This is a genomic window from Thioclava sp. F1Mire-8 (assembly GCF_002213165.1).
GTDB lineage: Bacteria > Pseudomonadota > Alphaproteobacteria > Rhodobacterales > Rhodobacteraceae > Thioclava > Thioclava nitratireducens.
This window is the reverse complement of sequence record NZ_NBNY01000001.1, coordinates 1-22,915: the sequence shown is the minus strand read 5'-3', so window position 1 is coordinate 22,915 and position 22,915 is coordinate 1. Positions and strand designations below refer to the sequence as shown.

At 61.0% G+C, this 22,915-nt stretch carries 19 protein-coding genes, 1 tRNA gene and 1 pseudogene; 12 read left to right on the top strand and 9 right to left on the bottom strand.

The genetic code is table 11. The annotated features are described in order from the left end of the window. Window positions 1-38: 38 nt before the first annotated feature. From B6V75_RS00120 to B6V75_RS00100, 5 genes are read left to right on the top strand one after another with little or no spacing between them, the layout of a single operon-like run. On the top strand, window positions 39-572 hold the full coding sequence (locus B6V75_RS00120; protein ID WP_088718326.1) for a TRAP transporter small permease subunit: 534 nt from the start codon (window positions 39-41) through the stop codon (window positions 570-572). Continuing rightward, entirely contained in the window at window positions 569-1,864 is a 1,296-nt protein-coding gene (locus B6V75_RS00115; RefSeq protein ID WP_088718325.1) for a TRAP transporter large permease, read from the top strand. The genes B6V75_RS00120 and B6V75_RS00115 overlap by 4 nt, the downstream gene beginning before the upstream one ends. 26 nt (window positions 1,865-1,890) lie before the next feature. After that, window positions 1,891-2,346 carry a type II 3-dehydroquinate dehydratase gene (locus B6V75_RS00110; RefSeq protein ID WP_078522945.1) on the top strand — a complete coding sequence of 152 codons (456 nt, stop codon included), beginning with the start codon at window positions 1,891-1,893 and terminating at the stop codon, window positions 2,344-2,346. Beyond that, window positions 2,346-3,227 (top strand): NAD(P)-binding domain-containing protein, encoded by an 882-nt coding sequence (locus B6V75_RS00105; RefSeq protein WP_088718324.1) that lies wholly within the window; start codon window positions 2,346-2,348, stop codon window positions 3,225-3,227. Before B6V75_RS00110 ends, B6V75_RS00105 begins: the two co-directional genes overlap by 1 nt. A gap of 13 nt (window positions 3,228-3,240) precedes the next feature. Next, window positions 3,241-5,142 (top strand): sugar phosphate isomerase/epimerase and 4-hydroxyphenylpyruvate domain-containing protein, encoded by a 1,902-nt coding sequence (locus tag B6V75_RS00100; protein ID WP_088718323.1) that lies wholly within the window; start codon window positions 3,241-3,243, stop codon window positions 5,140-5,142. Window positions 5,143-5,894: 752 nt separating this feature from the next. On the opposite strand, the gene B6V75_RS00090 is transcribed toward B6V75_RS00100, so the two are convergent. The 5 genes from B6V75_RS00090 to B6V75_RS00065 all read right to left on the bottom strand — a co-directional run bounded on the left by B6V75_RS00090 (window position 5,895) and on the right by B6V75_RS00065 (window position 9,265). Then, entirely contained in the window at window positions 5,895-6,134 is a 240-nt protein-coding gene (locus tag B6V75_RS00090) for a low temperature requirement protein A (protein ID WP_088718321.1), read from the bottom strand. Window positions 6,135-6,201: 67 nt separating this feature from the next. After that, window positions 6,202-6,939 carry a type 1 glutamine amidotransferase domain-containing protein gene (locus B6V75_RS00085; RefSeq protein ID WP_088718320.1) on the bottom strand — a complete coding sequence of 246 codons (738 nt, stop codon included), beginning with the start codon at window positions 6,937-6,939 and terminating at the stop codon, window positions 6,202-6,204. Between the two features lie 12 nt (window positions 6,940-6,951). Further along, on the bottom strand, window positions 6,952-7,506 hold the full coding sequence (locus B6V75_RS00080) for an antibiotic biosynthesis monooxygenase (RefSeq protein ID WP_088718319.1): 555 nt from the start codon (window positions 7,504-7,506) through the stop codon (window positions 6,952-6,954). A gap of 391 nt (window positions 7,507-7,897) precedes the next feature. Next, window positions 7,898-8,608 carry an SDR family oxidoreductase gene (locus B6V75_RS00070; protein ID WP_088718317.1) on the bottom strand — a complete coding sequence of 237 codons (711 nt, stop codon included), beginning with the start codon at window positions 8,606-8,608 and terminating at the stop codon, window positions 7,898-7,900. Window positions 8,609-8,611: 3 nt separating this feature from the next. Continuing rightward, complete coding sequence (locus B6V75_RS00065) at window positions 8,612-9,265, bottom strand: NAD(P)-binding domain-containing protein (protein WP_146735091.1); 654 nt, start codon at window positions 9,263-9,265, stop codon at window positions 8,612-8,614. Between the two features lie 86 nt (window positions 9,266-9,351). Between B6V75_RS00065 and B6V75_RS00060 the strand changes: the two genes are divergently transcribed. Continuing rightward, window positions 9,352-10,242 carry a LysR family transcriptional regulator gene (locus tag B6V75_RS00060; protein WP_240496875.1) on the top strand — a complete coding sequence of 297 codons (891 nt, stop codon included), beginning with the start codon at window positions 9,352-9,354 and terminating at the stop codon, window positions 10,240-10,242. Window positions 10,243-10,652: 410 nt separating this feature from the next. On the opposite strand, the gene B6V75_RS00055 is transcribed toward B6V75_RS00060, so the two are convergent. Together B6V75_RS00055 and B6V75_RS00050 are read right to left on the bottom strand one after the other, a co-directional pair. Further along, window positions 10,653-11,894, bottom strand: coding sequence for a hypothetical protein (locus B6V75_RS00055; RefSeq protein ID WP_146735090.1), 1,242 nt, complete (start codon window positions 11,892-11,894; stop codon window positions 10,653-10,655). 80 nt (window positions 11,895-11,974) lie between these two features. Further along, window positions 11,975-12,970, bottom strand: a complete 996-nt coding sequence (locus B6V75_RS00050; protein WP_088718313.1) for an HNH endonuclease signature motif containing protein — start codon at window positions 12,968-12,970, stop codon at window positions 11,975-11,977. Window positions 12,971-13,469: 499 nt separating this feature from the next. Here B6V75_RS00050 and B6V75_RS00045 point away from each other — a divergent pair, with 499 nt between their 5' ends. The 6 genes and pseudogenes from B6V75_RS00045 to B6V75_RS18810 all read left to right on the top strand — a co-directional run. Further along, complete coding sequence (locus tag B6V75_RS00045; protein ID WP_240496874.1) at window positions 13,470-14,270, top strand: helix-turn-helix transcriptional regulator; 801 nt, start codon at window positions 13,470-13,472, stop codon at window positions 14,268-14,270. A 146-nt stretch (window positions 14,271-14,416) separates the two neighbouring features. Further along, on the top strand, window positions 14,417-14,794 hold the full coding sequence (locus B6V75_RS00040; protein ID WP_088718311.1) for an antitoxin Xre-like helix-turn-helix domain-containing protein: 378 nt from the start codon (window positions 14,417-14,419) through the stop codon (window positions 14,792-14,794). A 419-nt stretch (window positions 14,795-15,213) separates the two neighbouring features. Further along, on the top strand, window positions 15,214-16,698 hold the full coding sequence (locus B6V75_RS00035) for a Mob protein (RefSeq protein ID WP_088718310.1): 1,485 nt from the start codon (window positions 15,214-15,216) through the stop codon (window positions 16,696-16,698). Window positions 16,699-17,490: 792 nt separating this feature from the next. Further along, window positions 17,491-18,501, top strand: coding sequence for a GIY-YIG nuclease family protein (locus B6V75_RS00020; RefSeq protein ID WP_146735088.1), 1,011 nt, complete (start codon window positions 17,491-17,493; stop codon window positions 18,499-18,501). A gap of 78 nt (window positions 18,502-18,579) precedes the next feature. Further along, a complete protein-coding gene (locus tag B6V75_RS00015) occupies window positions 18,580-20,757 on the top strand; it encodes an AAA family ATPase (RefSeq protein ID WP_088718306.1) in 2,178 nt (725 codons plus the stop codon). Window positions 20,758-21,190: 433 nt separating this feature from the next. Next, window positions 21,191-22,255: pseudogene (locus B6V75_RS18810) on the top strand (recombinase family protein); the annotation flags it as partial. Between the two features lie 162 nt (window positions 22,256-22,417). Here the strand turns inward: B6V75_RS18810 and B6V75_RS18805 are convergent. Together B6V75_RS18805 and B6V75_RS00005 are read right to left on the bottom strand one after the other, a co-directional pair. Continuing rightward, the gene (locus B6V75_RS18805) at window positions 22,418-22,714 is read right to left on the bottom strand and encodes a hypothetical protein (RefSeq protein WP_240496873.1); all 297 of its coding nucleotides are present in this window, start codon (window positions 22,712-22,714) and stop codon (window positions 22,418-22,420) included. Between the two features lie 124 nt (window positions 22,715-22,838). Further along, window positions 22,839-22,915 (bottom strand) — tRNA-Met (locus tag B6V75_RS00005).

The following is a 22,915-nucleotide window of genomic DNA, read 5'->3' as shown; positions in this document are numbered from 1 at the left end:
GGGTCGTGTCGGCCCTTCGCCCCTCGAAAGGCAAACCGATGCAAAACACGAGCCGCCGCTGGCGGAACGTAGCGCGCCGTCTGGCGGACGCCGTTCCGGCGCTGCTTCTGGCCGCCATGTTCCTGGCCTTCATCGTTCAGGTTTTCATGCGCTACGTGCTGAACCACCCCGTCGGCTGGACGGTCGAGCTCTGCGTCATCGCGTGGCTCTGGGTCGTGCTATGGGGACAATCCGTCTCGGCGCGTGAAGAAGACGAGATCCGCTTCGACATCATCTACGGCGCAGTCCGGCCCAAGGTTCGCCGCGTCTTCCGCATTCTGTTCTCGCTCTTCATCGTCGGCATCTATGCGGCCTCACTGCCGGATGTCCTCAGCTACATCTCCTTCATGAAGATCGAGAAGACGGCCTACATGAAGATCCCCTTCAGCTACGTCTTCTCCGTTTTCGCAATTTTCACGGCGGTCACGATCCTGCGCTACGGCTGGATTCTGATCAAAGAGCTGCGCGGCCCGGGCCCCGAAGATGACAGCCGCGATCTGACGCAAGTCGCGCGCAAGGATTTCTCCGAATGAGCTGGGAATTCACCCTCGCCGTGGCGGCCATCGTCGCCACCGCCATCGTCGGCCTGCCGATCGGGCATGCCATGCTGGGGGCCTCGATCCTCTATCTTCTGCTCGAACATCAGGACATGAGCATCGCCGCAGAGCAGGTCCTGCGCGGGCTCTACGGCTCCTACGTTCTGCTGGCGATCCCGCTCTTCATCTTCGCAGCCGACCTGATGAATATCGGCTCGCTCTCCGACAGGCTGCTGGATTTCTGCCGTGCACTGGTGGGGCGCTTCCGGGGCGGGCTTGGCCACGTCAACGTCGTGTCGTCGCTGATCTTCTCGGGCATGTCGGGCTCGGCCATCGCCGACGCGGTGGGGATCGGCAAGATCATCATCCAGCTGATGACGAAGGACGGGAAATATCCCCCCGCCTATGCTGGGGCCATCACCGCCGCCGCCGCGATCATCGGCCCGATCATACCGCCCTCTATCCCGATGGTGCTCTATGCGCTCGTCTCGGACACCTCGATTGGATACCTCTTTCTCGGCGGCGTGGGGCCCGGTCTGATCCTCGCGCTCCTGCTGATGGTGATGAACGCGATCCAGGCACGGCGTCACGGCTTCCCGGTGGAAGTGCCCGTCCCGGTGCGAGAAATGCCCCGCATCACGTTGCGCGCCGTGCCTGCGCTGCTGATGCCGGTGATCCTTCTGGTCGGCATCTACGGCGGCATTACCACGCCGACCGAAGCGGCAGCACTCGCCGCGCTCTATGCCTTCCTGATTTCGACCTTCCTCTACCGCTCCGTCAGCCTGCGCGCGGCCTATGACACCGTGTGCCAATCCGCCCGCTCCACCGCGAGCGTGGGCATCCTCATCGCAGGGGCGCTGGCCTTCAACTACGTGGTCACGGTCGAGCAGATTCCGAACGAGATCCGCGGCGCGTTGGGCGACATGCAGCTCGACCGCGTCACTTTCCTGCTTCTCGTCAACGTTCTTCTACTGGTGCTCGGGTGCTTGCTGGAAGCCAATACGATCCTCCTCGTGATCGTGCCGATCCTGCTGCCGACCGCAGTCTCGCTCGGCGTGGACCCAGTGCATTTCGGGGTGATCGTAGTGGTCAACACGATGATCGGCCTTGCGACGCCCCCCTACGGATTGCTGCTCTTCGTCGTCAGCGGGATCACCAAATCCCCGATCGGCCAGACGATCCGCCATCTCGTCCCCTTCCTCATCATCATGATCGTCGGACTCGCAATCATCACTTTCGTGCCGGGCACCGTGCTGTGGCTGCCCCGGCTTTACGGTTACGGCGGCTGACAGGGCCGCACATCAGGAGACCTCTCATGGCCCAGAAAGACCTTCCGATCCTGGTCATCAATGGCCCCAACCTGAACCTGCTCGGCACGCGTCAGCCAGAGATCTACGGGCACGACACGCTCGAGGATGCAGAGCGGTTGAGCCGCGATGCGGCTGCCGCGGCGGGGGTGGAAATCGACTTCCGCCAATCCAACCACGAGGGTGAAATCGTCGACTGGATTCAATGGGCCCGCACGAACGCCTGCGCCATCCTGATCAACCCGGCGGGCTTCACTTCGACCTCGATCGCGATCCTCGACTCCCTGCTGATCTTCGACGGGCCTATCTTCGAGGTTCACGTCTCGGCCTTGTTTCGGCGCGACGAATTCCGCCACCCGTCCTACGTCTCGAAAGCCGCGACGGCGAAGATCGAGGGCTTCGGCATCGCGGGTTACGGCTTCGCGATCACCCGGATCGCCCAACTCGTGAAAGGCGCCAAGTGATGCCTGCCCCCGAGAGCCCTTCTGAGGCCGCGTCGGACGACGCGGTCATCCGGCTGGGTCTGATCGGCGACAATATCGCCGTCTCGCAGGCCCCGCGCCTGCACCGGCTGGCCGGGCTGCAGAACAGGCGTGAGGTGACCTATGACAGGCTTGTCCCGCGCGAGCTCGGACAGGATCATACGACGATCCTCGCCGACTGCGCGGCACAGGGCTATCGGGGCCTCAACATCACCTACCCCTACAAGGAGAAGGTGGCGGCACTGGTTCGGATCTCCGACCCGATGGTCCGACGGCTGGGCGCGGTGAATACCGTCCTCTTCGAACCCACCGGAGCCGAGGGCCACAACACTGATCACTCCGGCTTCATCTCCGCCTATCGCGAGGCACGCGGCTCCTCCCCGCCCGGAGCAACTCTGCTTATCGGCACCGGCGGCGTGGGACGGGCCATCGCCTTCGCGCTGGTCGCGCTCGATGCTTCAGAGATCCGCCTTGCGGACCGTGACATCCAGAAGGCCGATGTCCTCGCCTCGGAACTGAAGGCGGCGCAACCGGGACTTCGCGTCACCGTGGGACGGGACGCCTCCGAGATGTCCGAAGGCGCCGAGGGACTCATCAACGCGACCCCGGTCGGTATGACCGGCCATCCGGGATCGCCGCTTCCCAAATCCGCCATCGCCGGCGCATGGGCCTTCGACGCCGTCTACACGCCGGTCGAGACCGAATTCCTCGCCGCGGCGCAAGCGGCAGGCCTGCAGGTCATTTCCGGTTACGAGCTGTTCATCTGGCAAGGCGTCGATGCCTGGAAGCTCTTCACGGGTCTACCGCTCGACGTCGCCCGTTTGCGCAGCGATCTCGCGAAAACCGACCCGGCCACATCCTGAAAGGAGGCCTCCAATGAAAACCGCCATCGCCACTGTCTCGATCTCAGGAACGTTGCAGGAAAAGCTGGAGGCGATTGCTGCAGCGGGATTCGACGGGATCGAGATATTCGAGCAGGATTTCATCGCCCATGACGGCGGGCCGCGCGAAGTCGGCCAGATGGTGCGCGATCACGGGCTGGAAATCTTCCTCTTTCAGCCCTTTCGGGATTTCGAAGGGCTTCCGGCTCCGCTGCGCCACCGCGCCCTGAAACGCGCTGAGCACAAGTTCGAGCTCATGCGCGAGCTCGGCACCCGCGACATGCTGGTCTGTTCCTCCGTCCATCCCGAGGCGCTCGGCGGGATCGATCGCATGGCTGGCGATTTCGCCGCCTTGGGCGAGCTTGCCGCAGATTACGACATCCGCGTCGGGTTCGAGGCGCTCGCGTGGGGGCGTCATGTCTGGGACCACCGCGATGCGTGGGAAGTGGTGCGCCGCGCGGACCATCCCAATGTCGGCCTGATCCTCGACAGCTTCCATTCGCTCGCCCGCAAGATCGAGCCGGATACGATACGGCGGATCCCGGGCGACAAGATTTTCTACGTCCAGCTTGCCGATGCTCCGGCGATCGATATGGACCTGCTCTATTGGTCGCGCCACTTCCGCAACATGCCGGGCGAGGGCGATCTGGACGTCACCGGCTTCATGCGCGCCGTGATGGCCACCGGCTATGACGGACCGGCAAGCCTCGAGATTTTCAACGACCAGTTCCGCGGCGGCCCGACACGGACCATCGCACGCGACGGCTATCGCTCACTGGTGGCGCTAATGGACGATGTGCGCCGCACCGAGCCCGGGCTCGAAGACAAGATCAGCGAGATTCCGGCACGCGTTGCAGTGGAAGGTGTCGAATTCATCGAATTCGCGGCCCAGGGCGCCGAAGCGGAGACGCTGAAGACATTGCTCTCCACACTCGGCTTTCACATGTCGGGACGGCACCGCAACAAGAAGCTGGAAGTCTGGCGTCAGGGCGATATCCGGATTCTCATCAACGCCGAGACAACGGGCTTCGCCGCCTCCACTTGGACCGCGCGCGGCACCAATGTCTGTGACATAGGCCTCAAGGTCGCGGATGCCGCGGCGACAGTCACGCGTGCACGTGCGCTCGGCGCGAAGACCTTCTCGCAGCCGATCGGTCCCGGGGAATTGGAAATTCCGGCGATCCGCGGTCTTGGAGGTTCGGTTCTGCATTTCGTGGATGGCTCCAGCGGCCTCAACGACGTCTGGGACGTGGAGTTCGAGCCCGCGGAAGAGACATCGCTATGCGAGGCCGGTCTGATCTCCATCGACCATTTTGCCCAGACGATGGAATATGACGAGATGCTCAGCTGGACCCTTTTCTACACGACGCTATTCGACATGCAGAAGGCCCCGATGGTCGATGTGATCGACCCTGACGGCCTGGTCCGCAGCCAAGCCATCGCATCGCGCGGGTCCGGGAACGGAAAGGGCCTGCAGGTCACTCTCAACGGCGCCGAGACGCATCGAACCCTCGCGGGCGATTTCCTGACACATGGATTCGGAGCATCGGTTCAGCACATCGCCCTGAGAACCACGGACATGCTGAAGACCGCTGCGTCGCTTGCCGATCTTGGCTTCGACCCGTTGCCGATGCCATCCAATTACTACGCCGATCTCGAAGCGCGCTTCGAATTGTCGCGCGAATTTGTGCAGAAGTTGCAGTCGGCCAACATCCTCTATGACGAGGACGCGCAGGGCGCCTTTCTTCAGCTCTATTCCCGCCCCTTCGCGGGAGGAATGTTCTTCGAAATCCTCGAACGAAGAAATGGTTACGAAGGCTTCGGAGCCGCCAATGCCCCCTTCCGGATCGCAGCGCAGAAGCGGTTTGGCCGCGTGAAGGGAATGCCCGACCTCTGAGCTCGCTGGTCACCGGTGAAAGATCGCCCAGTGTCTTTTGGGAGGATCCAGGGGTTTGTCGAAATCGGCCTAACCCACGAATTCGATGGCTGCCGCGAAGAAAGCGCGCTTGCGCTGATTTGCCAGTATTTTCTGGTCCGCTGGACGTAGGGGTTTCCGTCCTCATCATTTAGGCCGCTTCGGGACCGGTATCGGCCGCTGGCTAAACGTGGCGTTAAGGACCGCTAAGGGCCGTTCACTGCGCCGAAGCAGGAAGGGCGGAAAGCAGACTTTCTCTGCGCCTGCGAAAAGATTGAGCCGACATCGAGAACCAGACATTCGAATCTTTCCGGAGCGATCATGAGTCCGGTTAGGCATTGGCCAAAAGCGCGGGAAGCCCGTTCAGCAGAAGGGGCCCGCTTTCGGATCCGCCGACGCACACTAAAGCACATCGACTGCCGCCACTGCGGCCTCGCCCAGGAGGATGATGGTAAAGAGGCCAAAGCGTTCGGGCAGGTGTTCGGGGTGCGGAGGAGCATGGTGTGTTTCGCTGGCGACCAGAAAGGTCGTCAAGATGTCCTGTGCAAGGGCAAGCGCCCAAAGGACCAACTGCAAGCATGGCTCGACCCAGAGCGACCCGGCCCAGAGCGCGGCCTGAGGAAGACCTTGAAAGTGGCAACGCCTCCCGCAAAGGCCCAAGCGCGGGCGCCAAAGGCGTCGCTTGCGCCATAAGCGATAAACAGCACCACCAGAATCTGGGCAAAGCCCACGGCTCACTGGTCCGGCCGGTCCGTGTCAAAGCGGCTGGCGTGGAAGGTGTGGCCCAGCCAGAGCCAGCATGGCACGAGGAACAGGAAAGTAAATTCGGCAAACCCCTTCCATTCGTAGTGATGCGAGAGCGCGCTGGCGAGCGCTGCCACGGCAACCACAAAGACGAGGTCGAAGAACAGTTCGAACCATATGTTCTTGCAGCCGTCTTCGTGGGTCAGGACTTGGGAAGCGGCGTTGGTCATGGTTCCTCCGGATATTCGGCAAAGGACCCGACCCTGCGCGTCCTGCACGGGTCCGGATCGGTTTTCCTCAGCGGCCCAATGTCTGCACGACAAGTTCGGCCGCCGCCCCGCCCGAGAATTGCTGCTGGCCGGTGATCAGGTTGCCGTCGCGGACTGCAAAGGCCTTAAACATGGAGTTCACCACGAAGTTGGTGTGTTCCAGCTTCTTCGCCTCCTCCTCGATCCAGAAGGGCTGAATCTTCTGACCGACCCAGTTGTCGGCGAACTGCTCTTCGCTGTTAGCAAACCCGGTCCAGGTTTTACCCTTGACCAGTAGATCGCCATTCGAGAGGCGCGTCTTGAGCAGGATGCAGGTGCCGTGGCAAACGATGGAAACGATCTTGCCCGCCTCATAGGCCTTCGCCACGAAGGCATGCAGCGCGGTATCGCCGATCATCGTGACCATGGGCGACTGCCCACCGGCAAGGAACACCACATCATACGCGGTGGGGTCCACCTCGGCGATGGATTTCGTGCCCGTCAGAAGCGCAGCATGGGTGGCGGACTTCTTGAAGCCGAGCGAGATCAAGTCATGGGCGGAATAGCCCGACTGGTCCTCGGGGTCCGAGAAGCCGTCAGCCACCAGATCGCCGCCCTGGGGCGAGACAATCTCGATCTCATACCCGGCTTCCGAGAAGGTCCAGTAGGGGTGGGTCAGTTCTGCCCACCAGAAACCCACGGGCCAACCCGTGGTGGGCGAGGTTCCGGGGTTGGCGGCGATCATCAGGACTTTTTTCTTCGAATGCACATCAATGGCAGCAGACATTGTCTTTTCCTTTCAGAGGGTTTTGGTTTTCGTGTAAATGAAGCGCGCGAGCAGCGGAGTCAGGCAGGGCATGATGACACAGCTCATCAGACCGACCTGGAGGCAGACGGCGACCAGCACGGGCAGCGGCAAGGGCCAGCCGGTCATCAGGGCCCCCAGGGTCAGGTTCAGCGCCAGCACCAGGGTGAAAACGACAGCGACCAGGACCAGCGCCATGCGGTGCTGGGTGGGCTGCGGGACACGGGTCCCCGGCGGCGGGTCGAACCAGAATTCCAGGCCGGTCATCCGCTCCCATGTCGCGCCTGCGGCAAACAGGGGAGCGGCTTCGCTTAACATGCCGAGCCGGAAGTCGGATTGTTCGAAGGCGTCGAGCGCCGCAAGGCTGTCAAAACGAAAGACGCTGCGATACTCGCCTCCGGCGCTGGCGCGGCGATTAAACTCGGCTCCCAGATAGCCTCGGAATTGTTCCGCCACCCCTCTCGCCAGGCGCTCCAGCCAAGCCTCATAGTCCTTCTCGCGCCCCTGCTTGACCTTGCAGCGCACGACGATGGTGACGGGATCGGTCATGGCGTGACCTCCGGAAGGTCACACCTGTCAGGTTTCGACTGTTCCCATAAGTTGCGTATGATCCGCTTGCCCCAAAACCCGTCGATCAACCCGGCCGACACGAGCCAGCGCCCCGCGGCGCTGATCTCCTTGGCCACGCGCGCCCCGCAGCTTTCGCAAAAGGCGCGGCGCGAGTCTGCGGAGGATGGGCACCGGACTGGCGCGTCCTCTCTCGTCACGGTCATGTCGGCACGGGGCACTGCCACGAAGGCGTCGAAATTGCCGTGCATCCTCCAGTAGTCGCCGCAATGGCAGGCCAGAACCCCGACGGCATCGGGGGAGGCAGCGTGATGTGGACCCTGCCACAATGGCAGGGCGCCGAAAGTGCAACAGTCATCATGGTTCCTCTCAGTTATCGCGCCAGGTGCGCGCCGCCGTCCACGTCGAGCGTTGCACCCGTGATGAAGGAGTTTGCCGCGGTCATAAGGATCGCCTGTGAAATGTCGTCGGGGGTCCCGATCCGGCCTGCGGGCAGTTTCGCGGCGGTGGCCGCGAACATGCTGGTGCGAGCGTCATTGGGCAGCCCGGCATAAGCCTCGGTCGCCGTCGTGCCCGGCGAGACCGTATTGACCCGGCGCGGCGCCAATTCGACGGCCAGCACCTTGGCCATCGCCTCAAGCGCCCCGTTGACTGCCGCAAGGCCCGAGGTGCCGGCCAAGGCTGCCCGCGCGGCCGCGCCGGTGACGAGGGTGATCGAACCTTGCGGCGACAGTTTCGGTGCCATTGCGTGGATCACGCGCCAGTAGCCCCAGTATTTCGCGTCGAAGGCAGCGCGGAGCGCGTCTTCGCCAACTTCGGCAAAGGCTCCCCAGGCCGCGGCGTCCGAGGCCGAAAGCACGAGGTGATCGACCGCCCCCGATGTTTCTGCCAAAGCTGAGACCGAGGCTGGATCGGTGAAGTCGAGCACTGCGCCCGCAATACCTTCGGGAAGTTCGGCGAGGCTCTCGGCCGACCGCCCTGTGGCGGTGACAATAGCTCCGGCTGCACGGGCTGCGACGGCTGTCGCACGACCGATCCCCTTGGTGCCGCCGACGATAAGGATATTGGTTCCAGCGAGTGCCATGGCTCAGCCCTCCACCGCTGCGAAGGCCCAGTTGCGGCCCTTGCCCCGGAACAGGGCCTGGTTGATCCAAACCATGCCGAAAGGTTCCAGCAGGCGGGCCTTGGTGATGTCCCCTGCGTCCATCGCGGCAAAGCCGAGATCGGTCAGCAGCGCCGCGACCCGCGCTTTCGCCGCTGCATCGTCACCAGCCATGAACATCACGGGCCGCTGTGGCAGGGTATCGTTCTTCGCCATGATCTCGGCGCCGACCTGGTTCAGCGTCTTGACCACATGGGCACCAGGAATCCAGCCCTGCACCATCTCTCCGCCGGAGTTGCTGTGCCCGAGCGTTAGGCCAAGCGCCCCTTCCACCATGCCCAGAGGGTTCATGCAGTCTATGACTGTCTTGTCCTCGAGCGGCCCAAGCGCCTTGACCGCCGTTTCGGCTCCGCCCCACGGCAGGGCGAGAACGATGATCTCAGCCTCTGCCGCCGCCGCTGCGGGAAACATCGGCGTCGCATCCGTCGCGGAGACAAGCTCTGCGACTTCCGCGGTCTGCGGATTCCGCGCGCCCAGAAGGACATCGTGACCCTTGCCCTTCAGCCCCCGCGCGATAGCGCTGCCAACATTGCCTGTGCCGATGATCGCAATACGCATCTCAGTTTCTCCTTGCTTCATTCGATGCTCCGGAGATATGCGATAACAGAAAGAAATAGTAATTAATAAAGGTCATGTCTGAGTTAAGCACATCAGAACTCCGTAGGTTGGACCTGACCTTGCTTCTCGTCTTTCTGGGGCTTTTGCGGCATCGCAAAGCGCTAGATGTGGCGGCGGAACTGGGTCTGACCCAATCCGCCATCAGCCAGTCCTTGAGGCGCTTGCGCGACATTTTCGGAGACGAGTTGTTCCTGCGTCGACCGCATGGGATGGAGCCCACGGCCACTGCGCTGGCGCTCGAGGCTCCGGTGACCTCGGCCGTCGATGCCCTACGAGGCGCACTGGGGGCTGCGCGGACCTTCGATCCGGCAACCGCGTCAGGTGTTGTCCGCGTGGCCGCGCTGGACGCGGAACAGGCCGTCCTGTGTCCGCCGCTGGCGGCAAGATTGCGCCAGCTTGCCCCTGGGTTGACGCTGTCAGTCCTTCCGCTTGGGCGCGGCGCTGCGATGGAAGCCCTGGCCGAAGGGCGGGCCGATCTCGTGCTAGGATACGTCTGGGATCCGCCGGATGCCATTTCCAGCGAGTCGCTTTATGCGGAGTCCTTCCTCGTCGCTGGCCGCGCCGAAGCGCTGCCTGACGCCCCGCACATCGGCCTCGACGCCTACTGCGCTTCCGATCATGTCCTGATTTCGCCCGCGGGCGACTTGCGCGGAGTTGTGGATGATCAATTGGCGACGATGAAGCGTAGCCGGCGCGTCATCTTGGGTCTTCCTGCGTTCCTGCCCGCACTTGCCGCCGTAGCTGCCTCTGGTGCGCTCGTGACCTTGCCCGCCCGCGTCGCGCGCGCCTTTGCTCCCGGCTTCGGACTGGTCACGGCAGAGCCGCCGATTCCCGTCAGGACCTTCCCCGTGTCGGTCTTCTGGCATCGGCGCAATGACGCCGACCCCAGGACATCATGGATCAGACAAAGAATTCGCGAAGTCAATCGAATTGCCTGAGTTTACAAATTGCATGTCTCATCTCGACGTGAGTAATCAAGCCTGAATCTGAAACATTAGAAATTCCGAATTTCGAATTAACGCTTTCGATTTCCTTGATGACTTAACTGCGCAAAGACGTGCTATTTCCCTTGCACGGAGGCTGGGCGTCTAACGGGTTCGTCTCATATTAATTCGACAAGATGAGGGCTGCCGTTGGTCTTCATTCGGTGACAGCAGACCAAAACTACGCTGGTTCGAATCTCGCACTTAGCGAAACATTTATCTTTGACAGCTTGCCGCAGCGAAAATCATTGTAGTCAGTTACTTCGAATGACTGCAAAGCGGACTGCTATTGCGGCACCGCGAAAGGATGCTGGAAGTCCGGTTCGGGCCGACCGCAACGCTCTGATAGAGAGGACGGAAAACAGTCATGCGCCGCGGTTGCACAACCGCGCCTCAATCCGCGCAGGTAGGTCTGTGAACTTCGCCACCAGCTTTCCGGCGAAGGGTTCGTAATCCCGATAAAGATCGGCCATCGCTTTATCGCATCGGAAAAGGTCGCAGTCCGGCACGTAGCACATCTGCATGATGTCCATGAAATCCGAACGCTTGAAATTGTAGTTCTTCTGGGACGCCTTGAGCATGTAGTGGCCAATATGGCCTGCGCGCCCCTCACCGACGTGATCCTCAATCTTGCGGACCACATCTGACAGGTCCAGCGTTGGCCGTTGGCCTGGCGTAGTGAGCCGTCTGGCTGTGCGTTTATCAAAACCCATATCGATCAGGTTCTGACGTTGCCCTCGGATAGACTGCCCCAAGTCGTCAAAGTTGCGACTTGCTTCTTGCATCTGCTGCAGTGCGGCTTCCATCTGGTTGAGGCTCGGGCCGAAGAACTCATCCAACAGGTTCGGCTTGTCAGCGTAGTCGTAGGCGATCCGGCTGAACTCGGCTGGATCCGAGAACCAGCGGTTGACCCGTTCCTCGAACTCGGCGTCCGAGCATCGACCTTTCAGAAAGCGTGTCAGAACGCCACTTTCGATAAGCTCATCCGATACTGGAAACCCTTTGAAATCTTCCCGCTTTGAGCCCCATGTCGAAGTATTCTCGCGTAACAGTTGACGCATTGCTGATGGCGTTTTCAATCGTCGGCGCTGGGCGCGGTTGAGGCCCCGCTGTTCCGCGAGAGTTTCAAGATATTGCTTCTCCATCTGACGCCGAAACCACTTGGCCGTCATCAATTTTCCATCGCGGCCTGTGATCCACGCGCCGTTGTTCGGGAAGCGCGCTCCATGTTTCAAGTCCGAAAAAAAGGGGAAGGCATTCCGCCCGCAGATATCTTTCACCAACTGTCCCCTACGGACACGTTCTTCACGGAACTCGTCGGTCGGGCGTGTGATGAACTCAAGCATGATCGCCCACGAGTAGCCGATCACGATATCGCCCCGATCCCGAAATACGATGAGCTGGTCGAGGATCGCATGGGTAGGACCGTCATCCGGTTCGTTGAAAAGGCGGATATAATCTTGCGTATCGAGGTAAAGGATCAGCGGCGGAGCGATCACAGTGCCTTGTCCTCCATAGCGAACAAATCGAAAAATCTCTGATAGCGGAAAACTATATGCATCGGCGAGCACAATGAACGGCAGTAATAGGATGTTGCGCCACAACATTCACACCACGTGCTCAGACACTTACCCTAACCGGCACCAAAGGTCGCGCGGCGGTTACGCGAAATAGCGCCGCACACCCTTCACGTATAGTCGTCGATGCTGTCCTCAAAACTTTCGCCGGTCAGCTCGCAGAAGGCCTTCAGCGCTCCCTGAAGCGTGAAATATTGATGCTTGCTGCAATGAACAAACAACTCGCCACGGATCGTGATCATAGCGACAGCCCAGTCCTTGATCGCGTTAGCTTCCCCAGCCCGGGTAAGCACAACCAGCCCGCCCTCGACGAGCGCGCATTGCACGACCAAGCTCTGATAGATGCGGTTCCGGGCGAAGACATCTCCGAACCGGAGGTTCTCAGCGTATTGCTCCAACCCATCTTCTGACACCGCCTCCGGGCATCCGGGAAACTCGGTCGGGACCCTCCACTTAACTTGGATTGCCGATGGCGTCAGGCTTTCATACTCTTCCGGCTCCGGCTCGAAGTCAGCTCGCTCACGGGTGCCGTAGAGCCACTCGCCGATTGCGCCTCCGCTTGGAACCGCCCCGCTCTTCGCCCATGCCTCAAAGCGGGACATGGTTCTGGCACCTTCTTCCTTGGTCACGGTCCGCATCCATGAGACGTCGGGAAAGGATGTCTCGTTTATGGGCTTGGATGGATCCTTGAGAAACGCTTCGATCGACCCGTAAGCCAGCTCAATGCGGCGGGCGGTGGTTTCGTTCAGGAGTGCGTTTTCCAGCCTCGTGAGCCAGCGCAGGTTCTCGGGCCTGTTATTCGCCCGATTGGTGTCGATGTGATCGACGACATGCTGATCGGTGGGTGGCGGACCGTTGAAGGCGGTGCAAACGATGCGATGGATCGGCACACCGGCCAGAAGTTGGTAACCGGTCGCGAGGTTCTGGCGTCCGAAGGTCCAAGCTTTATCGAGCGGACGAGCGCGTTTTCGGAATTCGTTTAGTCGGTAGACCGCGCCGTTGTCACGGACGCGATATCGCTCGCCGCGATATTCGACCTCGACTTCGGCGTCGTAGATTTCCAACAAGTGATCATGCTCGCCCACAGGCGTTTTCGAGGATGGCATCTTGCTCTCCAGTGCAAGGGTGTCTCGGCCATTCCCCGGAATGGTCCGGTGCCGGTTATTGTTGGCAGACGTGAAATAGAGCGTCTGGCGCTGCCTTATACTCTGGACGCATTGAGAGAATGTCGATTTTGCGAGGTGTGTGTCAACGACAAACGTGGACAGTGCACATTCATGCGACGCGCTTTAATGCGAGCTCCTCTAATGTCAGCTATGCGGGTGCAGCCGCAGCATCAAAGCACGGTGCTGAGAGACCGGTGTGGGCCGAGAACAGCCTCGCGCTGCAGTTCTACTCACCAATGGCTATCGTATCCGACTCGTCACCAACGTCTTACGATCTGGCGAACGGCAATCGATCCATGTAAAACCATCGTGTCATTTCCAACGTCACTTTCAGAAACATAGTTTGACACTCCCCGCCCTCCCTCTACGCGCCCGCCGCCGCGCACTCGGCCACACTCAGGCAGCTGTCGCTTCATCAGCGGGCATCAGCATCCCGGCCTTGCGCAATCTAGAGACCGGCCGCGGCGCGATCGGCTCGCTTGCGCGGGTGTTGCCGGTTCTCGAACTGCGCTGGTCTTGGGTGGACAGTGCAGCTGTCGGCCCGGCGCTGGCGGAGCGGCGGCGCGCCGCCGGTCTGAGCCAGAGCGCGCTGGCTATTCGGGTCGGGTGCTCGCGGCCGACCATCCATGTGCTAGAACGCGATCTGACGGGGCGGATCGAGACGTTGCTACGGGTCTTAGGCGTGCTGGGTCTTCGAACAGCGGTCAGAGAGCTACCGCGTGCCAGCAAGCCCGGGCTCGTGCCAATGCGGAACGCACCGGAGCGGGATCGCGTGATGACGCCCCCTGCCCTCGCCGCCACGATCATCGCGCATTTCGCCGATCGGATCTCGGGACATATGCTCGATCCGGCGCGGGGTGCGGGGGCATTCTACGATCAACTGCCCGAGCATCTCGACCGCTCCTGGTGCGAGGTGGAAGACGGGCGTGACTTCCTCGACTGGGAGACAGCGGTCGACTGGATCATCACCAACCCGCCCTGGTCGAAGATCCGAGCGTTTACGCAACACGCGATGATGGTGGCCGATCATATCGTCTGGCTGGTGCCGATCGTGAACATCACGACCAAGGCCCGGCTGCGGGATCTTCGGGACCACGGCTTCGGGATCGCGGAGCTGCTGCTGATCGACACGCCACGCGGTTGGCCGCAGAGCGGGTTCCAGCTGGTCGCGGCCTATCTGAAGCGCGGCCACGAGGGCGACTGGCGGATCTCGCGGCTGGATGCGTTGGCCGGAGACTGAGCGCACAAACGCGCCGCTACCACCGGCGCGGCATCGGCAAAGTTTGCGTGAGATCGGAGATCGGTCCAGACTGCGGCTCAACGAACCTGCCGCAGACCGCGCCGCATTCCACAGGCGACAACACGCTTACCGAGAGAGTTCCCCCCATGACCGAGTTCACCGCAGATCAGAGGGCAGCTGTCGGGCTCAAGGCCTATGGTCGCATCATCGCGCAATGGGGGCTGTCCGCGCCGGAGGCCGCCGCGCTCGTCGGGCTGAGCGAGGCGGACATGGCCAAAGCGCGCGATCCTGATGAGACCATTAGCCTCACCGAAGATGAGGTGCTGCGGCTCTCGGCACTTCTCGGGATCTACAAGGCACTCGGCACCTATTTCGAGGATCCGATCGCACGTGCCTGGATGACGCGGGCCAATGCCGGGGCGCTCTTCGTGGGCGCGCGGCCGGTCGATGTCGCGATCGAAGGCGGGTTGCCGGCCTTGCTCGAGATCCGGCGCGAGTGCGAGGGCATCGCGATGGGGCTCTGACCGCCCCCCTCTCGAGCCACCCCGCCCCGAATAGGTCCCAGCACACCGATTCCATCCCAGCACATCGCCTCGTCTGCGGCGTGCCCCGGGCGGGCCGTTTGCATCTCGTCGCGCGCTGGTGCGACGCTTTGGCAAGGATGGCGTGCCATCCGCGCAGTTGGGTCGAGATCCTGCGCCAGCGGATTTCGACCCGACGGAGCGCCTCCCCGGCGTAAGGGGCAGACGACGGTAGCTTTAGCTACCTACAGTCTGTCGCTGTATCTAGCCCCCACCGGGGCCGTTTTCGAAATAGAATTTCGCAAACGTTATCAGCATCCTAGGTTATCCCCACCTTCGCTTCAAGATGACCGGATTCCGTTTCGGATTTTCGCTGAGCCTGTATAAATGAGCAGCCATGATCGCAATTGAAGAGGTGCGCCGTGGCCTACCAGTTCGTCCATATTCAGACTTACAGCCTCAAGCCGACCTTGGTTCAGAGAACGAAGGATCACTACAACGACCTTAATCAGGTCTTCGGCGAGGCGCTGCGAGACCAGCGATATTCCAGGCACATCGCGACGCCCCGCCCGCCTCAGATCCTGACTGGCTTCGGCTTGATCGCCCCGGCTGAGCTGCGTCGTCTCCATGATGCGCATCGGACCGAGATCCGGGAAACCGTGCGCAAGAAAGGTGGTGGCAGCTACGAGCGGGGGCTGAAGACGGACGCACCGACGCTCTATACCGAGATCCATTCCCACCCGATCACCTCAGCTGAGTATCTTAGCGGCTCGGAACAGATCACCGCCGAGATCGAGACATGGGCCGATCGCCTGCTGAGGGATTTCCGGGCAAGAATGCCTGAAGGCCTCTCCGCCTCGGCGGTGATGCATCTCGACGAGAAATATGTCCATATCCACGTCCTCGCCATCAATCTGACAGATCCGAAACTCAGCGCGAACAAGCTGCATGTGGGCAAGGTCGCAGCCGCAGCATGGCGCACCGCCCATGGTCCTGCTGAGGCACTCACCTCCCTGCCCCGTCCGGAGCCTCTTTCGCGACCGTTGAAACCCAAGCGCCCGAAGCCGTCGAAGAACCGTGTGACTCAGGCCCGGCGCATGAGCCACTATGAGGAGCAGATCGCTGCGTGGCAGGAGCGCTGCGCCGAGATCGAGCGGCAAAACTCCGAGGCACTCGCGACTTGGACCTTCGAGAATGACCGTCACCTGCTCAAGGCGCGCAAAAACAAAACTGAGAAGAACTCTGAAAAGGCAGCCTATGAGGCCGCGATGGCGTCCTTTCAGGACGACTATTACGAGGCCGTCGGCAAACCCTGTGGCCTGCTGCGCCACGGCCCCCGGAACGAGCGGCTCTCTACAGTGCAATATGCGGAGCGCAAGGCGCATGCACGCCATATTGCGGAGGTTGAAGCCGCACAGCGGGAATTGGATCTTTCGAACAAGGAAAAAGCAGAAACGTTGGAGAAAGCTGAAGAGGCGTTGGGCGAGCGGGTCGGCGAACTGAATGAGAATTTGGACTGGATCGTAACGGAGAGAGAAAAGCTCGCGCAGCGAAAGCAGAAGGTCGTGGCGCGAGAGAACGAAGTTGCCGAGCGGGAGCGCGCCGCAGAACGCCGCGAGCAGGTCGCGACGCGGAAGCTTCAGGAGTCGGAGGACGGTCTCGGGACGATGCGCGACATGCTGGGCATGGTCGAGGATGGGCGGTTTCTTGAGATGAATGAACCGGATCAGTTCCTCCATCGGGCCCCGAAGTTTCTGCAAGAGATCGCAGCTACAGAGCCTGGCGAACGCAGCCCTGTCCAGAAGATGGTCATCCGCTTCGCAGACCTGTTGCAACGCGTCGTCACGGCGATGGGCGGCGGCCCGGATAAGGCGCCGCCCGAGACCGACAGGGGGCCGGGGCTCTAAGCCCTACCCGGCTTGCCGATCACGGTGCGTTTTGGTGAAAGCAGCACCCCCGCCTCGCAGCCTTGCTCATGACCTGCCGCGCTCACCAGACCACCGTTTGGAGCTTGCTGGCGGACGCTCTCTGCCACAGACGGCGGGAAACCCAGACCATACGTAGCTGGGCGAGCTCGTTGAGGTCGATGGTGGACAGAACGATCCTGAACGATCGGTAGAAGAGAAGACGCCGAAGGCCGAAATCTAAGTTGCAGACGGCACAGCTTCCGCTGCGCGCAACGCGCCCTTTCACGTTACTTGGGCAAGTAGCCATTCTCTTTGAGATAGTCCGTCAAAAGCTTCTCAATCAACGATGTGAGCGATCGTTGATCATCCACTGCAGCGCGATCCGCCGCATCCTTCAAGGTCGGAGTGATCCGGAGATTAACTTGTTTGGTCTTCGGCTCTCGCGACATTTTTGTATATACATCCTCTTTACATTCTAAAATTCGGAGTATATACAAATGCTATACGCCGAAACTGGTCCTCGCCAATGGTTGCAACATCGACGAGGACCGCCAATCCCTGATCTTTCGTGGAGACCAGACAATGACTATTCAAGCCAATACCACTCTCAACGGTGACGTCAAAGCGCCTGAGCGCCACCAGCCTCTGAAGACCGAGCTGTTCGACCAGAACGCTTCGTTCATCGTCTCGCTCGCCTAAGCGCCCTTCTCTTCCATCACTGCCCAGAGCGACCGACCTGCGCCATCTCTTGGACGCAGCGCGTGTCCCTATGCGCTTAATTCAGAGGTCACGATGACTCACAACGTTTCTCCCCCCACCCCGCAGTCGCCCTTTGTCATCCCACCCGGGAACCACCCCCGTCTCTATATTCCGCGCCGTTCGCGTTCCGCTCCAGCCGAAGCGTGGCAGGAGGTTTCCGGCGAAATCCATGACGAGTGGATCGAGATCGCGATGGATAAGGGCTTTCGCATCGATCGCCGAGTGCGCGATCGCTATCACGTAGTCCTCGAATGTGAGGAATGCGGAGCGCATGTTGCACAGAAGCTCTTCACCCTGCGCACCGCAAGTGTCGCCTGCACAGCGTGTGAGGATGCTCGGCGACGCGAAGCAGCGAAGTTGGCCGGTCTCAATTTCCTCGGCTACGACATCGCCAACGCCAGTTATGGTTTCTATGAGGCAAGCTGTGGCCACACCTTGCGCCGACAGTTCGAGCTCGTCGGACGGGCGGCTCGAGGCGAAGTGGAAGCGCGCTGCGAGATTTGCCACCTCGCGCGCGAAGAAGACGAAGCGATCGAGAGAGGTTGGGAGCGGCTCGGCCCGGATCTGGCGAATGACCCGAATTACCGTATGTATCGGCACGAATGCGGCCATGAACAACGGGTTGCGCGCGCCAACATGCAGAGTGGACATGTCGATTGTGGTGCCTGCGGCGCATCCTGGTCCGCGCGATCTTCCGTCATTTATCTCCTCGATATCCGACACGGCGAGGATCATGTGTTGAAGTTGGGCTACAGCAATGACCCCGAGCGCCGCCACCGCTATCAACTCGGCATTCCCAAAGATGCTTCAGTGACGATCCTGCGACAGGTCGAAATGAAATCGGGAAGCGTTGCCTGCTCCGCAGAAAAGACAATGCACGGCACCCTTACGCGTCACCTCATCGAAGCGGTCGTGCCGCAAACGGAGTTCGCGCATCTCCTGAATACGACTGGCGAAGTATATCGTCCCTGGGCCCGCCCCGAGATTGAGAGTCTTCTCGATGCAGTCGTGCTCGCGCAGGCCAGCGGCGGGGTGAAGGTCTAAGAACCTCTCGCTAGCTTTCTTCCCTTTCCCACCCCGGCTCTTGCCGGGGTGCATCTCCTCTCTGCCTGGAGCTGCCTTATGAAAAGAACCAAAATCACCCCCGCGCCGCCTTGGGCCCCCTTCGCCGAACACGTCATCGCCCGGCTTCGGTTGCGCCATGCGCTGATCTTAGACAGCGCATGCGAAAATCCTGGAGAATGGGAGTCCAGTTTCGCGGAGGACACCAATGGGCCCGCGCCCGTTGAGGATTGGGAGACCGTGGGGAACTCTACTGGAGAAAACTCATCATGTCGCTCACCTGCCTCCGACCGCGTGGCGCCGAACAGGGGCGCCACCGGCGAAGGTGACAAAAAAATGGGACCCAGCGACGAACCTGACGAAGACCCGGCCGACATCGCGATCCCGACGAACGAACTCTTGATCGCCCTGCAACTTGCGGCCGCATTCGGGAACGAGACCGAGTTCCGCGAGCAACTCGCTCAAGGAGCGATCACCGTTCTCCACGGCCTCCACACGGATGACATCAAATTCCTGACGTCCGTCATTGAAGACGCGATATTGCCACCGGGCTGGGCACTCGAAAGAGTCGTTCGCGGCTCGCCGCACCAAACGCTTCTCTTCGCGGAAAGCGGTGTTGGGGCCGCACTCCTCCCGGAACGGCTCGCGCTTCGTGCCCCGCTCTTCATTGCCCATATCGCCTCCCGCGATTTGCCCAATGCCTACCTGCGTCCGCCCTGCAAACAGGTCACGCTCCTACCGCCTGACGCGGATGTTTTGATGTTTCTGCTGCGTGCGAGCCGCGGGGACATGGAAGCGATCGACGAAGAGGCAATTCGCGCCACTCTGCCCTCGCCCGAAGCGATGGCCAAATTCAGTCGCGAGCAGTGGTTGATTGCACTACGTGCACCGACAGCCCACGCGGTCGCTGAGCGGTTCGCAGGCTTCACCGAGAACCGCGCAGGAAAGTCTTTCTCGGGAAGGGTCCTACCTGATCTTGAGGCCATGGCAAAACGCACTCCGGTTCACGCGGAAGCGTGGCGGATGGTGCGAGATCTCGCTGCCTGGAAGGCAGGAGAGGTCGACTGGTCGGAACTTACACGCTCGCTTCTCCTTCATGGCGCACCCGGGACCGGCAAGACTTGGATTGCCCAAGCGATGGGCAAAAGCGCCGGCGTCGCCTTGGTGCAGACCAGTTTCGCGGAATGGCAAGCCGAAGGACACCTCGGTCACATGCTGGCCGCTATGCGGAAAAGTTTTGCCGAGGCGCGCGCGGCGGCGCCTTGCGTCATGTTCATCGACGAGATCGACGCCGTGGGCAGTCGTGAGGATCGTGATCCGCGCAACAGAAACTATCGCGACCAGGTCATCAACGCATTCCTTGAAGAAGTCGATGCGCTCTCCCGCGAACCAGGCGTCCTGCTTGTCGGTGCCTGCAACTACCCTACCCGCATTGATCCAGCGATCTTGCGACCGGGACGCTTCGACGTGTCGCTCGAAGTGCCGCTACCTGATCGTCACTTCCTGGAAGCCATGCTGCGTGACGCGCTGGCTGGAACGTTAACCGACGCGGATTTCGCAGAAATCGCGCGCGTCGCCGTTGGACACACGCCTGCCTCGCTCGACGCTGCGATCCGGGCGGCGAAATCCGAAGCTAGGCACAGTGGCCGAATGCTCGATGCACCGATGCTGCGGACGTTTCTGGGGCATGGGGAAGAGACATCAGGAGACCTGAAGCGTATCGCCATGCACGAGGCTGGGCACGCTGTTGTCGCCGATCTTCTTCGTCCCGGCTCAGTTCGCAGGGTCCAAGTTTCGCCACGTCATGGCTTTATCGAGCGTGCGCCCGCCCCTGTTTCGATGCTGCTAACTGACTTCGAAGACCAGGTCGTAGCACTCCTCGCCGGCCGAGCCGCAGAGCATGTCCTTCTCGGCGCAGTGTCGAACGGATCCGGAGGTGGGAGCCGATCGGACCTCGCGCTCGCAACCGAACTCTGCACCGCCATTGAGCATAGATACGGAATGGGGAGCGAAGGGTTACTGTGGAGCCCAGACGATGTCCTCACCGTTGGGAGCCCGTCCGCGCTTCGTTCGCGCGTCCGGCAGCGGCTGGACACCGCATGGCAACGCGCATGCGGTTTGGTCCGTGAGAATGCGTCAGCAGTCGAGGCGCTGGCTGCTTGCCTCATGGAAAAACGTGAGCTTGGAGAAGATGGGCTGACCCGGTCGTTTCGACCGCACGATCGCCTGGCGACCTGAATAAATTGGACGACGTCCTAGTCGTGGCTAAATCCCGCAAAACGCACTCTTGGAAAAACTTTCGTCTATCGAGCCGCTCGGCAGTCATATGCCACCGCCTGCCAGCAGCTTCACGCGTTCCTTGCCAAGAGTGTAAATTCCTTACTTTCGAGTAAGTTATCCACATTCCTAGCTCGCAGGGAGATGGTATCCATGCGCTTCTTTCCTCCCGACGAAGTAGACTACTCCCATCGGCAGTATGCTCAGATGGATCAAGATTTTGGGACGACGGGAGAAGCGAAAAGAACCGGTGATCAAGCGGGAAGCGACCGCGAGTGGGACTTCTGCGCTTGATCCCCACTCTTCGCCGCATCCGTCACTCATCGAAATTGCACGTCTTCTCGCGCGGCAAGCGACACGGGAGTATCCCACCCCCGAGCCGGAGAAATGATAAATGTTCAGATCCGATCCGCTTCGTGCAGCCGTCTATGCACGCTATTCATCAGACTTGCAGTCCCCAGCCTCGATCACCGACCAGATCCGGCTTTGTCGGCGATTTTGCGAGGAACATGGCTGGACGGTCGTTGAGGTTTTTTCAGATGAGGCCATGAGCGGGGCCTCTCATCTAAGGCCGCAATTCCAGCAACTGCAACAAGTAGCAATGCAGGATCGTTTCGATATCTTGGTTGCGGAAAGCCTCGACCGCCTTTCGCGCGACCAAGAACATATCGCAGGACTGCACAAGCGCATGCGCTTTCTCGGCGTGGCAATACACACGAAAGCCGAAGGCGAGATCAATGAGATGCACATCGGCCTTGGCGGAACGATGTCAGCACTGTTTCTGCGCCAGCTCGCCCAGAAGACCCATCGCGGCCTCGAGGGACGCGTCAGGCAAGGCAAGTCAGCGGGAGGCCTCAGCTTCGGCTATCGCCTCGATCGAAACGCTCTGCCCGATGGCTCTCTGAGCACGGGCGATCTCGTAATCGAGCCGACCGAGGCTGCCATCGTGCGCCATATCTTCGAACGCTTTGCTTCTGGAGAGAGTGCTCGGGCGATCGCATTCGAATTGAATGAGCGCAACGTCTCTGCCCCGCGTGCCGCGAAGGGCAAAACCGCTGGAACCTGGTCATTCTCGACGATCTCGGGCAACCGCAAACGGGGCACCGGGATCCTCAATAACGAACTCTATATCGGTCGACGTGTCTGGAACCGGCAACGGTTCATCAAGGATCCTTTGACAGGGAAGCGGCAGGCACGGCCTAATCCACCCGAACAATGGGTCATCGAGGACGTTCCAGATCTGCGGATCATCGATGACGATCTATGGGGGCGCGTGAAAGAGATCCAAGAGGGCGTCCGAGCCGCCATCAAAGCCGATGATCGCCCGAACGCGTTCGGTGCCGCGAGGCGGCCTACGCATCTTTTCTCGGGCCTGCTCAAATGCGGCTGCTGCGGCGCGAACTATATTCTCGTCAACAAGGTCAAATATGGCTGCTCCGCAGCCCGCAACCGGGGAACCTGCGCCAACCGTGCGCTGATCCGTCGGGAAGAGATCGAAGCACGCGTTCTCGAAGGGCTCAAGGCACATCTTCTGCACCCGGACCTGATCGCGGAATTTGTCGACGAGTTCCAACGGGAAGTTCGCGAAGAACAACGCGCAGCAAAGCATGCGCGCAACACTTCAGAACAGCGCCTCGCACAGATTGACGGCGAGATCGCCAATCTCGTGAATGCGATCACCGCCGGTATGTTCCACCCGAGCATGAAGGAACGAATGGACGCGTTGGAGTCCGAGAAGTCCGAACTCCGGAACAAGCTCGCCACGATGCCAACGCCCGATCCCGTCATCATCCACCCGGCGCTTGCCGAGGTCTACCGCAGCAAGGTGGAAGATCTGACGGTAGCGCTCAATGACAGTGATAGCCGCAGCGAGGCGACGGCCATCCTGCGCGGCCTGATCGACCAGATAGTGCTGCACCCGGACCCGGACGCACCGAGCGGCCATGTGATTGAGCTCTATGGGGAACTAGGCGCGATCTTGGGATTGGGGGATGGCACAAATGACAAACCCCGCCTTGGTGTGGGCGGGGTGTCGAATTCGTTGGTTGCGGGAGTAGGATTTGAACCTACGACCTTCAGGTTATGAGCCTGACGAGCTACCGGGCTGCTCCATCCCGCG

Bases quoted from the DNA above. Each gene is read 5' to 3' on its own strand.
- B6V75_RS00110 (WP_078522945.1), top strand. From the start codon at position 1,891: ATGGCCCAGAAAGACCTTCCGATCCTGGTCATCAATGGCCCCAACCTG.
- B6V75_RS00120 (WP_088718326.1), top strand. From the start codon at position 39: ATGCAAAACACGAGCCGCCGCTGGCGGAACGTAGCGCGCCGTCTGGCG.
- B6V75_RS00055 (WP_146735090.1), bottom strand. From the start codon at position 11,894: ATGTTGTGGCGCAACATCCTATTACTGCCGTTCATTGTGCTCGCCGAT.
- B6V75_RS00065 (WP_146735091.1), bottom strand. From the start codon at position 9,265: ATGAAGCAAGGAGAAACTGAGATGCGTATTGCGATCATCGGCACAGGC.
- B6V75_RS00050 (WP_088718313.1), bottom strand. From the start codon at position 12,970: ATGCCATCCTCGAAAACGCCTGTGGGCGAGCATGATCACTTGTTGGAA.
- B6V75_RS00040 (WP_088718311.1), top strand. From the start codon at position 14,417: ATGACCGAGTTCACCGCAGATCAGAGGGCAGCTGTCGGGCTCAAGGCC.
- B6V75_RS00085 (WP_088718320.1), bottom strand. From the start codon at position 6,939: ATGTCTGCTGCCATTGATGTGCATTCGAAGAAAAAAGTCCTGATGATC.
- B6V75_RS00015 (WP_088718306.1), top strand. From the start codon at position 18,580: ATGAAAAGAACCAAAATCACCCCCGCGCCGCCTTGGGCCCCCTTCGCC.
- B6V75_RS00020 (WP_146735088.1), top strand. From the start codon at position 17,491: ATGACTCACAACGTTTCTCCCCCCACCCCGCAGTCGCCCTTTGTCATC.
- B6V75_RS00080 (WP_088718319.1), bottom strand. From the start codon at position 7,506: ATGACCGATCCCGTCACCATCGTCGTGCGCTGCAAGGTCAAGCAGGGG.
- B6V75_RS00105 (WP_088718324.1), top strand. From the start codon at position 2,346: ATGCCTGCCCCCGAGAGCCCTTCTGAGGCCGCGTCGGACGACGCGGTC.
- B6V75_RS00115 (WP_088718325.1), top strand. From the start codon at position 569: ATGAGCTGGGAATTCACCCTCGCCGTGGCGGCCATCGTCGCCACCGCC.
- B6V75_RS00090 (WP_088718321.1), bottom strand. From the start codon at position 6,134: ATGACCAACGCCGCTTCCCAAGTCCTGACCCACGAAGACGGCTGCAAG.
- B6V75_RS00070 (WP_088718317.1), bottom strand. From the start codon at position 8,608: ATGGCACTCGCTGGAACCAATATCCTTATCGTCGGCGGCACCAAGGGG.
- B6V75_RS00100 (WP_088718323.1), top strand. From the start codon at position 3,241: ATGAAAACCGCCATCGCCACTGTCTCGATCTCAGGAACGTTGCAGGAA.